General features: G+C 36.2%; 10 protein-coding genes and 3 rRNA genes. 1 reads left to right on the top strand and 12 read right to left on the bottom strand.

Annotated elements, in window-relative coordinates; all coding sequences use genetic code 11:
- Positions 1-83: 83 nt before the first annotated feature.
- The 5 genes from rrf to PZA12_RS09095 form a co-directional block, all read right to left on the bottom strand.
- Positions 84-200, bottom strand: a 5S ribosomal RNA gene (rrf, locus tag PZA12_RS09115).
- A 268-nt stretch (positions 201-468) separates the two neighbouring features.
- Positions 469-3,379, bottom strand: a 23S ribosomal RNA gene (locus PZA12_RS09110).
- Positions 3,380-3,885: 506 nt separating this feature from the next.
- A 16S ribosomal RNA gene (locus PZA12_RS09105) occupies positions 3,886-5,397 on the bottom strand.
- The 16S, 23S and 5S rRNA genes sit together here, the layout of an rRNA operon.
- Before the next feature lie 714 nt (positions 5,398-6,111).
- On the bottom strand, positions 6,112-6,531 hold the full coding sequence (locus PZA12_RS09100) for a hypothetical protein (RefSeq protein WP_077839471.1): 420 nt from the start codon (positions 6,529-6,531) through the stop codon (positions 6,112-6,114).
- Positions 6,532-6,646: 115 nt separating this feature from the next.
- On the bottom strand, positions 6,647-6,946 hold the full coding sequence (locus tag PZA12_RS09095) for a hypothetical protein (RefSeq protein ID WP_077839470.1): 300 nt from the start codon (positions 6,944-6,946) through the stop codon (positions 6,647-6,649).
- A 290-nt stretch (positions 6,947-7,236) separates the two neighbouring features.
- Between PZA12_RS09095 and PZA12_RS09090 the strand changes: the two genes are divergently transcribed.
- The gene (locus PZA12_RS09090) at positions 7,237-7,650 is read left to right on the top strand and encodes a DUF1284 domain-containing protein (RefSeq protein ID WP_078115257.1); all 414 of its coding nucleotides are present in this window, start codon (positions 7,237-7,239) and stop codon (positions 7,648-7,650) included.
- 152 nt (positions 7,651-7,802) lie between these two features.
- Here the strand turns inward: PZA12_RS09090 and trpA are convergent, their stop codons facing one another.
- The 7 genes from trpA to trpE form a co-directional block, all read right to left on the bottom strand.
- Positions 7,803-8,579 carry a tryptophan synthase subunit alpha gene (gene trpA, locus PZA12_RS09085; RefSeq protein ID WP_078115256.1) on the bottom strand — a complete coding sequence of 259 codons (777 nt, stop codon included), beginning with the start codon at positions 8,577-8,579 and terminating at the stop codon, positions 7,803-7,805.
- Positions 8,579-9,754, bottom strand: a complete 1,176-nt coding sequence (gene trpB / locus PZA12_RS09080) for a tryptophan synthase subunit beta (protein WP_077839467.1) — start codon at positions 9,752-9,754, stop codon at positions 8,579-8,581. Before trpB ends, trpA begins: the two co-directional genes overlap by 1 nt.
- Positions 9,755-9,775: 21 nt before the next feature.
- Positions 9,776-10,465: a phosphoribosylanthranilate isomerase gene (locus PZA12_RS09075; RefSeq protein WP_077841797.1), complete on the bottom strand. Its 690-nt coding sequence runs from the start codon at positions 10,463-10,465 to the stop codon at positions 9,776-9,778.
- A gap of 42 nt (positions 10,466-10,507) precedes the next feature.
- Positions 10,508-11,311, bottom strand: coding sequence for an indole-3-glycerol phosphate synthase TrpC (gene trpC / locus PZA12_RS09070; protein ID WP_078115255.1), 804 nt, complete (start codon positions 11,309-11,311; stop codon positions 10,508-10,510).
- A gap of 24 nt (positions 11,312-11,335) precedes the next feature.
- A complete protein-coding gene (gene trpD, locus PZA12_RS09065) occupies positions 11,336-12,352 on the bottom strand; it encodes an anthranilate phosphoribosyltransferase (protein ID WP_206491025.1) in 1,017 nt (338 codons plus the stop codon).
- Positions 12,353-12,434: 82 nt separating this feature from the next.
- Complete coding sequence (locus tag PZA12_RS09060) at positions 12,435-13,022, bottom strand: anthranilate synthase component II (protein WP_077839463.1); 588 nt, start codon at positions 13,020-13,022, stop codon at positions 12,435-12,437.
- Positions 13,019-14,410 (bottom strand): anthranilate synthase component I, encoded by a 1,392-nt coding sequence (gene trpE / locus PZA12_RS09055; protein ID WP_078115253.1) that lies wholly within the window; start codon positions 14,408-14,410, stop codon positions 13,019-13,021. Before trpE ends, PZA12_RS09060 begins: the two co-directional genes overlap by 4 nt.
- Positions 14,411-14,615: the final 205 nt, after the last annotated feature.

The raw sequence follows: 14,615 nt of genomic DNA, 5'->3' as shown, positions 1-14,615 counted from the left end.
TTTAATTATTATTTTAAATCAAAAAACTTTATAATAAAAAATATGCTCAGATGATAACTTATCATCTGAGCATATTTTTTATTACCTCGCAACGTCCTACTCTGCCACACAGTCTCCCATGCAGTACCATCGGCGCTATAGACCTTAACTTTCCTGTTCGGAATGGGAAGGAGTGTTACCTCTATGCCATCATCACGAGATGCATAATTTACAGAAATCTTCGATTTCGTGTAAATTAGCACTCAGCGAACGAATGTGAGTCGAGTTTCCTTTGAAAAAAGACTCTTAGTTTACGCTTATACTACATTTACATGAAACTATTACTGTAATTATTCCTTATGAAAGTTTTGTTCTTTCAAAATTGCACATAAGTGAGAGTCCAAATTTTATATTTGGATACTCGAACTTACTCAGCGAACGCCAGTGAGTCGAGCTTCCTCTATTAATGTATATTACAACTTGATTATATTGGTCAAGCCCTCGACCTATTAGTATCAGTCAGCTAAATATGTTACCATACTTACACCTCTGACCTATCAACCTTGTAGTCTTCAAGGGGTCTTACTAGCTTATGCTATGGGAAATCTCATCTTGAGGTGGGCTTCACACTTAGATGCTTTCAGCGTTTATCCCTTCCCGACTTAGCTACCCAGCTATGCTTCTGGCGAAACAACTGGTACACCATAGGTCAGTCCATCCCGGTCCTCTCGTACTAAGGACAGCTCCTCTCAAATTTCCTACGCCCGCGACGGATAGGGACCGAACTGTCTCACGACGTTCTGAACCCAGCTCGCGTGCCGCTTTAATGGGCGAACAGCCCAACCCTTGGGACCTACTTCAGCCCCAGGATGCGACGAGCCGACATCGAGGTGCCAAACCTCCCCGTCGATGTGAACTCTTGGGGGAGATCAGCCTGTTATCCCCGAGGTAGCTTTTATCCGTTGAGCGATGGCCCTCCCACGAGGTACCACCGGATCACTAAGCCCGACTTTCGTCCCTGCTCCACTTGTAGGTGTCGCAGTCAGGCTCCCTTCTGCCTTTACACTCTTCGAACGATTTCCGACCGTTCTGAGGGAACCTTTGGGCGCCTCCGTTACATTTTAGGAGGCGACCGCCCCAGTCAAACTGCCCACCTAACAATGTCCTGTCACCAGTTTCATGGCATCCAGTTAGAACTTCAATACTATCAGGGTGGTATCCCAACAACGACTCCACCAAGGCTGACGCCCTAGTTTCCCAGTCTCCCACCTATCCTGTACAGACAATACCGAAATTCAATGCTAAGCTACAGTAAAGCTCTACGGGGTCTTTCCGTCCAATCGCGGGTAGCGAGCATCTTCACTCGCACTACAACTTCGCCGGATTTGCAGTTGAGACAGTGCACAAGTCATTACGCCATTCGTGCGGGTCAGAACTTACCTGACAAGGAATTTCGCTACCTTAGGACCGTTATAGTTACGGCCGCCGTTTACTGGGGCTTAAGTTCACACCTTCGCGATATTTCGCTAAGTGTTCCCCTTAACCTTCCAGCACCGGGCAGGCGTCAGCCCCTATACATCAGCTTTCGCTTTAGCAGAGACCTGTGTTTTTGTTAAACAGTTGCTTGTGCCTATTCTCTGCGGCCTGATTTCTCAGGCACCCCTTCTCCCGAAGTTACGGGGTCAATTTGCCTAGTTCCTTAACTGCAATTCTTCCGTCGGCCTTAGGATTCTCTCCTCATCTACCTGTGTCGGTTTGCGGTACGGGCACTACTTCTCTCTCTAGATGCTTTTCTTGGAAGCATGGAATCAGATACTTCGGTTCCGTAGAACCTTCCCCATCACGCCTCAGAATTGTTGGAACGGATTTGCCAATCCCAACTCCCTAAACGCTTAGACTAGCATCCAATAGCTAGCACATCCTATCCTTCTCCGTCACACCATCGATAATAACGATTATAGTGGTATTGGAATATCAACCAATTGTCCATCGACTACGCCTTTCGGCCTCGCCTTAGGTCCCGACTAACCCTGAGAAGACAAACTTTACTCAGGAAACCTTAGATATTCGGCCTGTAGGATTCTCGCCTACATCTCGCTACTAATGCCAACATTCTCACTCGTAATCAGTCCACCGCTCCTTACGGTACGACTTCAGCCCGATTACGACGCTCCTCTACCGCTCACGTAAAACGTGAACCCGTAGCTTCGGTGGTAAGTTTGAGCCCCGGACATTTTCGGCGCAGGATCTCTTGACTAGTGAGCTATTACGCACTCTTTTAATGAGTGGCTGCTTCTAAGCCAACATCCTAGTTGTCTTAGAAATCCCACATCCTTTTCCACTTAACTTACACTTTGGGACCTTAGCTGACGATCTGGGCTGTTTCCCTTTTGACCATGGAACTTATCTTTCATAGTCTGACTGCCGGACTGATAGTATGTGGCATTCGGAGTTTGATAAGGTTCGGTAAGCGCTATGCCCCCTAGCCTATTCAGTGCTCTACCTCCACTACTCACATTTTCCGACGCTAGCCCTAAAGCTATTTCGAGGAGAACCAGCTATATCCGAGTTCGATTGGAATTTCTCCGCTATCCACAGCTCATCCCATGCTTTTTCAACAGCAACGTGGTTCGGTCCTCCACGAGGTTTTACCCTCGCTTCAACCTGGCCATGGATAGGTCACCCGGTTTCGGGTCTACAGCATGCAACTAGTCGCCCTATTAAGACTCGGTTTCCCTTCGGCTCCGTACCTTAAGTACTTAACCTCGCTACATACCGTAACTCGTTGGCTCGTTCTACAAAAAGCACATCATCACACACATAAGGTGCTCTGATCGGTTGTAGGCACATGGTTTCAGGTTCTATTTCACTCCCCTCCCGGGGTTCTTTTCACCTTTCCCTCACGGTACTGCTTCACTATCGGTCATCAGGTAGTATTTAGCCTTGGGAGGTGGTCCTCCCTGCTTCCCACAAGGTTTCACGTGTCTCGTGGTACTCTGGTGCAGAACTGATTATCATAGTTTTCACTTACGGGACTATTACCCACTGTGGTCCAACTTTCCAGTTGTGTTCAATTAACTATGATTTCTCGTTATGTTCTGTCCGCAACCCCAGAGATAAATCTCTGGTTTGGGCTCTTTCCTTTTCGCTCGCCGCTACTAAGAAAATCGATTTTTCTTTCTCTTCCTCCAGGTACTTAGATGTTTCAGTTCCCTGGGTATACCTTCATAAAGCTATGTATTCACTTTATGATACATGGGGTTTCCCATGTGAGTTTCCTCATTCGGAAATCTTCGGATCTCTGGCTATGTGCGCCTACCCGAAGCTTATCGCAGCTTATCGCGTCCTTCATCGGCTCCTGATGCCAAGGCATTCACCATGCGCCCTTTGTAGCTTGACCTTTGGTTCGCTCGCTTATTAGCACCAATAACTTCGTCAGCTGCGTGTTTTACTCACTCACGTACATGAAGTACGCTCGCTTCCTAAAACTCTTGCTTCCTCGTTCTTGTCACTACTAAGCTTCGCTTTTGGTAAATTAATATATTTTATTCAAATATATTTAATTTACTTAATCATTTCACAAAGAATATTTATTCTTGGCTTTGTTGTATTTTATATACATTAAATCTATGTGCAATTTTCAAAGAACATCTGCCTGCTTATTATCGGCAATTGCTTCGTCAGCTTCGAATTTTACTCATTTACGTACGTGAAGTACGCTTCATTTCATAAAATTTTCGCTTTCTCGCACTTGTCGCTACTAAGCTACGCATTTTGAAAGACTTAGTCTTTCAAAATTGAACAGAACAAATACTTAAGTAACCTTTGAGCAAGTATTTTATATTTTGATACATAATAATGTATCTGTACTAGTCAGACATCATGCTGATCTAGATTTCTCCATAGAAAGGAGGTGATCCAGCCGCAGGTTCTCCTACGGCTACCTTGTTACGACTTCACCCCAATCGCTGACCCTACCTTAGGTCGCTGCCTCGCTTGCACGTTAGCTCACGAACTTTGGGTATTGCCAACTCTCATGGTGTGACGGGCGGTGTGTACAAGGCCCGGGAACGTATTCACCGCGACATTCTGATTCGCGATTACTAGCAACTCCAGCTTCATGTAGGCGAGTTTCAGCCTACAATCCGAACTGAGACTGGTTTTAAAGTTTGGCTCCACCTCACGGTTTAGCATCTCTCTGTACCAGCCATTGTAGCACGTGTGTAGCCCTAGACATAAGGGGCATGATGATTTGACGTCATCCCCACCTTCCTCCCGGTTAACCCGGGCAGTCTCGCTAGAGTGCTCAACTAAATGGTAGCAACTAACAATAAGGGTTGCGCTCGTTGCGGGACTTAACCCAACATCTCACGACACGAGCTGACGACAACCATGCACCACCTGTCTTCCTGCCCCGAAGGGCTTCCCCGATTAAGGGTAATTCAGGAGATGTCAAGTCTAGGTAAGGTTCTTCGCGTTGCTTCGAATTAAACCACATGCTCCGCTGCTTGTGCGGGCCCCCGTCAATTCCTTTGAGTTTTAATCTTGCGACCGTACTCCCCAGGCGGAATACTTAATGCGTTAGCGGCGGCACAGAGGTCATGACAACCCCTACACCTAGTATTCATCGTTTACGGCGTGGACTACCAGGGTATCTAATCCTGTTTGCTCCCCACGCTTTCGAGCCTCAGTGTCAGTTACAGTCCAGAAAGTCGCCTTCGCCACTGGTATTCTTCCTAATCTCTACGCATTTCACCGCTACACTAGGAATTCTACTTTCCTCTCCTGCACTCTAGATATCCAGTTTGGAATGCAGCACCCAGGTTAAGCCCGAGTATTTCACATCCCACTTAAATATCCACCTACGCTCCCTTTACGCCCAGTAAATCCGGACAACGCTTGCCACCTACGTATTACCGCGGCTGCTGGCACGTAGTTAGCCGTGGCTTCCTCCTCAGGTACCGTCATTATCGTCCCTGAAGACAGAGCTTTACAATCCGAAGACCGTCATCACTCACGCGGCGTTGCTGCATCAGGGTTTCCCCCATTGTGCAATATTCCCCACTGCTGCCTCCCGTAGGAGTCTAGGCCGTGTCTCAGTCCCAATGTGGCCGATCACCCTCTCAGGTCGGCTACGCATCGTCGCCTTGGTGAGCCGTTACCTCACCAACTAGCTAATGCGACGCGGGTCCATCTTATAGCGGATTACTCCTTTAATTGCTATGCCATGCGGCACTACAATCTTATGCGGTATTAATCTTCCTTTCGGAAGGCTATTCCCCTCTATGAGGCAGGTTACCCACGTGTTACTCACCCGTCCGCCGCTAATCCACTCCCGAAGGAGCTTCATCGCTCGACTTGCATGTGTTAAGCACGCCGCCAGCGTTCGTCCTGAGCCAGGATCAAACTCTCAATAAAAAGTTTAATCTTAGCTTACTCAAATAAAGAATTGCTGGTTTACTTAAATATATTTATGTTATTCTGTTCAATTTTCAAAGACCAATTTTTCTTTCTAAACCTTCTTGTTACAAGGCTTTACAAGTTTCTGTCGTTTCTGACAGCTTACTCAGTATATCATCGCTTTCAGACTTTGTCAACAACATTTTTAAAAAACTTTTTAAACATTTTATAAGCTTTAAGTTATTGAATTTTATGCTTTTCAGCGACGAATTACATCATATCACCGCTGCTTATTCTTGTCAATAACTTTCCGAAAACTTTTTCTATCTTACATTTTAGATAGTTTTATAAAATGTAGTTGCTTTTTATAACTTTATCTTTAACTAAATATTTTACATTATTACTATACCCAGTGACTCTAAATTTATACTATAAAATTAAATTATTTTTATATTTCATAAAAGTTCTATATTTATCTGATTATAGTGCTGAGCGATACACTAGTATTAAGCGTTTTATATAATAATGACTTTTCTTTATTTTTACATTATAAATTACTCCTATATTTAGTAATTCAAACTATTTGTGTGTATAACACCCTAAAATATAATACGCTACGAATCCCCTCTACTTCTATTCTATTTTTTATTAAAGCATAGAAGATTATACAAACTTACAGAAAAAAATAAGTTCTCATGAATATGAAAACCTACTTGTTCTTGAAAAAATATTTTAATTATTATTCCTTGGTATAAATCCTTTTATAATTAATGTTGACCAATCACTATTAGGATTTTCAATCCACTCACATTGGATATCAAGAAACTTAAGCCACGCATTAAGTCCATGACTTTTTTTACTGACATTTGGCGACTTTCTTCCGTGTATTTCTTTTATATCTTCTAATAATTTAACTTGTTCATCTTTTCCTAATTCTTTATTTAACAATTGCTTTAATATTTCTAAACTCTCATTATAAGCTACAGCATCACCTATATACAATTCATCCGCATATACTTGTCTTTCCTTATTTAATAAATCGCTTATTTCATTAATTTCATCTTTATTTGATAAATATTGTTTAACCCTTCTTAAGGCTTCAATATCATTATCTAATTTGTTTATGGTTTTTTCTAAACTTTCAAATCTCATTTATTCTTCTCACTTTACATTTTATATTTTAATCATCAATTACTTAATGAAAATTAATTTATTATAACATTAATATTTATATTTTATCTATATAATTTAAATAATCTCTAATAATTTATAATTTCGAGTTAATTTTATCATAAAGATGAACTAAATATTCAACATTCACACTATTATCAATTAGTTTATCAATTCTATTTCTAGCAATTCCTAAGGTATCCCTTGCCTCTCTTAGATCTTTATCCTTTACGCAATTATTTGCATATGTTAATAAATAATCTATCTTTAGCACATCTTCAGCTAAATCTTCCCTATCAGCATTTACTAGTTCTACTAATAAAGAATAAACTTTAGGAGATGTTGTATTTTTAGTATCTTTTAATATATCTGTATTTCTGCTAGTCTTTTTTGTCATAAACTTAAACACCTCATTTCCTCAAAATTATAACATTATTAATTACAATTTACTATTTATATTCAATAGACCTTAATAAAACTATTTTTTAACTGATGTATTATTATATTTTGCTCCTATAAAAAATTCATATTCAGATATTTTATAGACTTCTTTATCATTAACTTTATTTTCAACATAAACTATTTCATAAATCGATCATATAAATAGTTAACCTAATAATTTCACAAGGTTGACAAACTGTTTTTATATGCTATATACTGGAAGAAAAATCAGATGGAGTTATAAAAATGTTATTACTTAGACCACATCATATAAATTGCTTATTTTTTTATCAGGGATTAGGATATAGTAAGAATTTTACAAGAGGCATGGATAAATTAGTAACTTTAATTAAGGAAAATCCTTATTCCAAGGTTATGTTTATTGTAGGATGTGATGCCATATGTAATGATTGTCCTAATAGACAAGTTAACAATTGCTGTACAACTCAGGATAAAGTCAATGAATTGGATTATAGTACTTTACAAACATACAATATCAAAGAAAATAAAGTATATACGTTTCATGAACTTATAGATACTATTTACAAAAATTTTAGTGAAGCTAAATTTAATAAAATATGTAGATCATGTAACTGGTACAAAAGAAGAATATGTACCGAAAGTATAATTAGTTGTCAAATTGAAAAATGGGGCTTGTAAAACAAATATCCTATTTATACTTTGTTCTCTTTCAGCCTATTTAACATCAGAGTAAGAAATCCACTTTATCTTTACGATAAGGTGGATTTAGCTGAAAATATCATAATAATAAATATGATATTTTTTATAGCTCATATTAAATATACTTTATATTATTTAAAACCATCACTTAAATCTTTCACGAAGTCTATTACGGCTTCTTTTCCTTCTGCCATTCTCTTAACTATTGCACTACCTACAATTACCCCATCACAATAGTCTTTAACTTCTTTTACTACTTCTTTTGACGAAATTCCAAAACCAATGCACATTGGTATGTCTACGTTCATTCTAACTTCTTCTAAATATTCATGAGTTCCAGAATCCAAAGTTTTTCTTTCCCCTGTAGTTCCATTTGTAGATACACAATATACAAAACCTTTTGCCCCTTTTGTTATTGCTGCTATTCTATCTTTTGAAGTTCTAGCCACTAGAGGAATTAAGTACATGCCATTATCTTCACAGACTTTATCAAGATCTCCCCTCTCCTCTAGAGGGACATCTGGAACTATAAGCCCATCTACACCGCTTTTTGCCGCTATTTTTAGGAAATTTTCTACTCCAGTAAAGTATACAACATTGAAATACACCATTAACACAATCGGAACTTCTGATTTTTCCCTTATTAATTCTACACATCTAAATACGTCTTTTACTTTTGTTCCATTTTGAAGCGCTTTAGTATATGCATTTTGTATTACTGGGCCATCAGCAAGAGGATCTCTAAAAGGCACTCCAATTTCAACTATAGTTGCTCCTTCTTTTTCTAAAGACACTATCAAATCAGCTGTTTCTTCAACCGTAAAATCTGCTCCACATGTTACAAAAGGTATTAAGGCTTTTCTATTTTCTTCTTTTACTTTATTAAATGATAAATCTATTCTATTCATTATTTTTCACCTAGATATGCAAGCACAGCATCCATATCTTTATCTCCTCTCCCTGAAATATTAACAATTATGATTTTATCGCTGCTAAGTGTTTGTGCTAATTTTTTAGCATATGCTACAGCATGAGACGATTCAAGTGCTGGTACTATTCCTTCTATTCTGGTTAAATACATAAATCCATCTCTTACAGCTTCTTCATCTGTTATGCTTTCATATTCAGCTCTATTAGTTTCAGCTAAATATGCATGTTCAGGTCCAACTCCTGGATAATCAAGACCAGCTGATATTGAATATGCTTCAAGTACTCCACCATCATTATCCTGAAGTACATAACTCAACATTCCATGTAATATTCCTTTTTCCTTTTTTGTAATGGTTGCTGCATGTTCTCCAGTTTCAATACCTTTACCTGCAGCTTCAACTCCAATAAGATTAACTTCCTTGTCGTTAATAAATGGATAAAATATTCCTATTGCATTGCTTCCACCACCAACTGGAGCTAAGATATAATCCGGCAGCCTTCCTTCAAGCTCTAATATTTGCTTTCTAGCTTCATCACCTATTACTCTTTGGAAATTCCTAACCATAGTTGGATATGGGTGAGGACCAGCAGCTGTTCCTAAAACGTAGTATGTATCTTCTACATTTGAGGCCCAATATCTAATTGCTTCAGTTACTGCATCATTTAATGTTCTTACTCCATTTAATACTGGAACAACTTCAGCACCCAAAAGTTCCATCTTCTTAACATTCATAGCTTGTCTCTTTATATCCTCTTCTCCCATAAATATCTTACATTCCAAGCCAAATTTTGCTGCCACTGTAGCTGTTGCAACGCCATGTTGTCCAGCACCTGTTTCTGCTATGACCTTCTTCTTACCCATTCTTTTAGCTAAGAGTACTTGTCCTAACGCATTATTAATTTTATGAGCACCAGTATGATTTAAATCTTCTCTCTTTAAATAAATTTTTGCTCCACCTAAATCTTTTGTCATATTTTCAGCATAATAAAGTGGACTTGGTCTTCCTGTATAATAATTTAAATAATACATGTACTCATCCATAAATTCTTTATCATCTATCACCTTATTGTAAGCATCTTCAAGTTCGATAAGTGCATTCATTACAGTTTCAGGAACATATTGCCCCCCAAATTCGTTAAATCTACCTTTCATTACTTTTTCCCCTTTCTTGATTCAATTAATATTAATTGCTCTCACTTTTTCAATTAAACTTCTCATCTTTTCAAAAGATTTTGTTCTAGTTCCATCTTCATTTGTTATTTCTACCCCTGATGAGACATCAATTCCATAAGGACTTACTTTCTCTATTCTTTCAACTACATTTTCTGGGGTTATACCACCTGCCAAAAAGAAGCTACAGGTATTATTAGTTGTATTGTAATTATTTTCCTTATTAGAATCTACTTTTAATAATTCACATATATCTTCTAATGGGAAAGTTTCTCCACTACCTGGTTTATCTCCATCTATAAGGATATTATCAATTAAATCTATATACTTATGATCTACATATTTTTTTATATTTTCAGCATCGCTTATTGATAATGCTTTCCATATACTTACTGATTTCTCCACACTTGCCTTTAACGATGATATAAAGTTTTCATCTTCTTTTCCATGAAGCTGAATAATATTTAAAGGTAGTGCATTAGTAACATCTAAAATTTCATCTATAGAATTATCTTTAAATACTCCAACGATTTTTATTTCTTTATCTAAATTATTAGATAACTGTTTAGCTTCTCTTAATGTTACCTGTCTTTTACTTTTTGTAAAAACAAATCCCATATATTCTGGCTTTAATATATTTAAATATTTAATCTCACTCTTATTAGTTATCCCACAAATTTTAACTTGAATCATATCAAATCCTCACATAATCTAATATTATTTTAGATTTATAAATTACTTATTATTTCTAAATTCTTTATATTTAGCTTTAAATTCAGAATCATTTATTTTTCTCATAAATAATTCTCCAATTAAAACTCCATCTACTCCATATTCATTAATTACATTCAAATCTTCTATACTCATGATTCCACTTTCAGCTATTATTATCTTATCTTTTGGAATACACCGAATTAATTCTTTAGTTATATCTAACGAAACATTGAAATTTTTCAAATCTCTATTATTAACTCCAATAATTTCACAATCATGCTTAAGTGCTAAATCTAGTTCTGCCTTATTATGAATTTCTACTAATGGTTCTAAATTAAATCTCTTTGCTTCTTTGTAAAACTCCCCCAGCCTTTCACCTAAAACACTTGCAATAAGCAGGATTCCATTCGCACCCAAAACTTTCGACTCATAAATCTGGTAGAAGTCAATTATAAAATCTTTACGTAATATTGGAGTATGCGAAATTTTTCTAATTTCTTTTAAATAATCATCACATCCTAAAAAGAAATCTTCTTCAGTTAGAATCGAAAATACATCTATTCCAATATACGTATAATAGTTTAATATTTCTTTTATATTAAAGTCCTCTACAATAACACCTTTAGATGGTGATGCCTTTTTAAATTCTCCTATTACTGATAACCCATCTTTTCTTAATTCCTGTATAAAAGGATTTCTAAAACTTGCTTCTACTTCATTTTCAACTCTACATAATGCTTGTTTTTCTAATTCTTTCATAGGAATTTCTTTTTTTCTCTTCTCTACCCTTATTTTTTTCATTTCAATAATATCATCTAAAATCAAAAGCATTGCCCCCTTTATTATTATTTAAACTATCACTTGCAAACTAGAAAGTTCCTCATACTTTTTATAAGCTGCTCTCGAATCAATGAGCTCTGATGCTTTTTTAATACCATCTTCTATGGAATCAACTAAGTTCGCTACGTATAACGCGGCCCCCGAGTTCAAAACTACAATGTCTCTTTTAGGACCTCTTTCCCCCTTAAGAATTTTCATTATTATTTCTGCGTTTTCTTTTGCTTCCCCACCCTTAATATCATCTAAAGTAGCTTTCTTAAAACCTAGCTTTTCTGGATCTAGTTTATAATTTTTAATTTTTCCATCCTTAACTTCACATATACTTGTTGATGTAGTAATCGTAATTTCATCTAACCCATCATCACCATGAACAATCATTGCTCTTTTTAATCCCAGATTTAGCAATACTTCCCCAATATCCTCTAGTAAAGCTCCATCATATACTCCCATTAGTTGCCCAGTAATTGGCGCTGGATTTGCTAATGGTCCCAGTAAATTAAAAATTGTTCTTATTCCAAGTTCTTTTCTTTCTTTTGATACATTCTTCATGGCACCATTGTATTTTGGTGCAAATAGAAATGCCATTCCATTTTCTTCAATGATTTTTTTACTTTGAATTTCATCAAAATCAATATTTATTCCAAGTTCGACTAGTACATCTGCACAACCACTTTTACTTGAAACTGCGCGATTCCCATGTTTTGCAACCTTAGCGCCACCACTTGCTGCAACTATTGCTACTGCTGTAGAAATATTAAAAGTTTTTGAACCATCTCCACCTGTACCGCAGGTATCAATCAAATGTTCTGTGTTTTCTATTTCAACTTTTACCCCATTATCTCTAATTGCTTTAACTGCACCTAATATTTGCCTTGGAGTTTCCCCATTTACTCTAAGTCCAACTAAGAAACCTCCAATTTGTGCCGGAGTTGCTTCCCCTTTCATAATCTGATTAATTACACCTCTTACTTCATCTTCTGTTAATTCTTCCCTTAAAGCCAACTTCTTGATTGCATCATTTATAATCATTTTAATGCCCCCTTAAAATTTATAAAATTGCTTATTTCAGCGCTTTCACATTTAATATTACATTCTTTAATATTTAATTTTAATCGCCTAATGTGTCCCCACAAATATTAATCACAAAATTTCCAATAATATGCTTACCTTTTGCTGTGTATATTGATTCTGGGTGGAATTGAAGTCCAAAAACGTTGTATTCCTTATGCTTAAGTGCCATTATATAATTGCCTTCAACAGTTAAAGCTAGTACTTCAAGACAGCTAGGAAGTGAACTATTCTCAACTATAAGCGAATGATATCTCATAACTTCTAATTTTCTTGGTATTCCTTCAAATATATCCTTTCCTTTTACTTGAACTTTTGATGTTTTGCCATGAAAAATTTCACTTGCTCTAATTACTTTTCCTCCATAAGCTTCTGCAATGCTTTGATGTCCAAGACATATACCCAAGATGGGAATCTTATTTCCTAATTCTTTTACAACCTCTATGGATATACCTGCATTCTCTGGAATGCCTGGTCCTGGGGATATTACTATACCTTTTGGGTTTAGTTCTCTCAACTTCTCTACAGTTATTTCATCATTTCTAAAAACCACTGTTTCTGCAAATTCACTTAAGTATTGATATAAATTAAATGTAAATGAATCATAATTATCTATTAAAGCAATCATCTTAAAGCCTCCTTTAAAGCCATTAGTTTACTTTGAACTTCTTCAAATTCTTTTTCTGGAACTGAATCATATACTATTCCAGCTCCTGCTTGAAGATAAGCCGTTTTATCCTTTAATATTAACGTCCTTATAGAAATTGCTGTATCCATATTTCCTCCATAAGAAAAATATCCAACGGCTCCTGAATAAATTCCTCTTTTGAAATCTTCAAGATCTTCTATAATCTCCATAGCTCTGATTTTAGGGGCACCAGATACTGTTCCTGCTGGAAGACATGCTGCTAATGCATCAAATCCGTCCAAATCATCTTTTATATCCCCAACAACCTTAGTAGTAATATGCATAACATGCGAAAACCTCTCAATTTTCATAAAATCGCTCACATTAACTGTTCCTATCTTGCTTACTTTACCTATATCATTTCTTCCTAGATCAACAAGCATAACATGTTCTGCAAGCTCCTTTTTATCTTCAATTAATTCTTTTTCAAGTGCATTATCAATTTCTGGAGTTTCACCTCTTTTTCTAGTTCCAGCTATAGGATTTGTAATAACTTTACCTTCTCTCACCGATACTAAACTTTCTGGTGATGATCCTATAACTTGATAGCTATCATAATCTATTAGATACATATACGGTGAAGGGTTCTCTTCTCTAAGCTTTCTATATATCTCAAAATGGTTTTTTTCAGTTTCACAAGTCATTCTCTGTGATAATACAACTTGGAATATATCTCCTGCCAATATATGTTCTTTTGCTTTTCTAACTTTTTCTTCAAAATCTTCTTTAGATGTATGAAATCTGAAAGAAACATCTTTCTTTCCTTTCGATGGCTCCGTTAGTATCGGCTTGTAAAGTAGACTATTTATATATTTATATTGTGATTCGATTATTTCACCATACTCTCGAGCATCGTTATTTAATATGTTGTCTATAATATAAACTTTATGAGTAAAATGATCGTAGCAAATATACCTGTTATAAAAATTAAATCTTATTATAGGAAGCTTTAAATCATCTTTGTTATTAAAATTAAGTTTCTTCTCATAAAACTGTATGGAATCATATCCCATATATCCTATAGCCCCGCCTTTAAATGAAAAAATATTAGTACTATTATCAAACTTTAATCTACTCTCTTTTTTGAGTTCATCTATTTCTTCTTTTCCATCCCCACAAATTTCTTTATAAGGATTTTCTCCTAAAAATGAATACCTACCGAAATAATTTTCTTTACTTCCACTTTCGAAAATAAATTTTCTTTTGCCTTTGAATCCACCAAAAATTTTAATAGGAGTAATTTCATCTCCTCTAAATTCACTTATTAATGAAAAAATACATTCACCCTTCTTTTTTTGATTAAAAGTTTCCTTTGAAATATTAATCATGATTCTCCCCCCAATTTTCGTTAAATTATATAAAAAAAGCCACTTCATCCCGAATATTGGGACGAAGTGACTCGTTATGCCACCCAAAATCAAATACAATCTAAACGGTATTTCTCATAGCTACTTTAATCTTTAAATAATAGTTAAATTTAATATGGAAAATAGTAAGTACTTTTACTTCTAACTCTATATTTATTAGAATTAA

This window comes from Clostridium beijerinckii (genome assembly GCF_036699995.1).
Lineage (GTDB): Bacteria > Bacillota > Clostridia > Clostridiales > Clostridiaceae > Clostridium > Clostridium helianthi.
Note: the sequence above shows the minus strand (reverse complement) of the source record. Positions and strands in the feature narration are given on the sequence as shown.

Coding starts and splice junctions, on each gene's coding strand:
- trpB (WP_077839467.1), bottom strand. CDS start 9,754: ATGAAAGGTAGATTTAACGAATTTGGGGGGCAATATGTTCCTGAAACT.
- PZA12_RS09090 (WP_078115257.1), top strand. CDS start 7,237: ATGTTATTACTTAGACCACATCATATAAATTGCTTATTTTTTTATCAG.
- trpE (WP_078115253.1), bottom strand. CDS start 14,410: ATGATTAATATTTCAAAGGAAACTTTTAATCAAAAAAAGAAGGGTGAA.
- PZA12_RS09100 (WP_077839471.1), bottom strand. CDS start 6,531: ATGAGATTTGAAAGTTTAGAAAAAACCATAAACAAATTAGATAATGAT.
- PZA12_RS09095 (WP_077839470.1), bottom strand. CDS start 6,946: ATGACAAAAAAGACTAGCAGAAATACAGATATATTAAAAGATACTAAA.
- trpA (WP_078115256.1), bottom strand. CDS start 8,579: ATGAATAGAATAGATTTATCATTTAATAAAGTAAAAGAAGAAAATAGA.
- PZA12_RS09075 (WP_077841797.1), bottom strand. CDS start 10,465: ATGATTCAAGTTAAAATTTGTGGGATAACTAATAAGAGTGAGATTAAA.
- PZA12_RS09060 (WP_077839463.1), bottom strand. CDS start 13,022: ATGATTGCTTTAATAGATAATTATGATTCATTTACATTTAATTTATAT.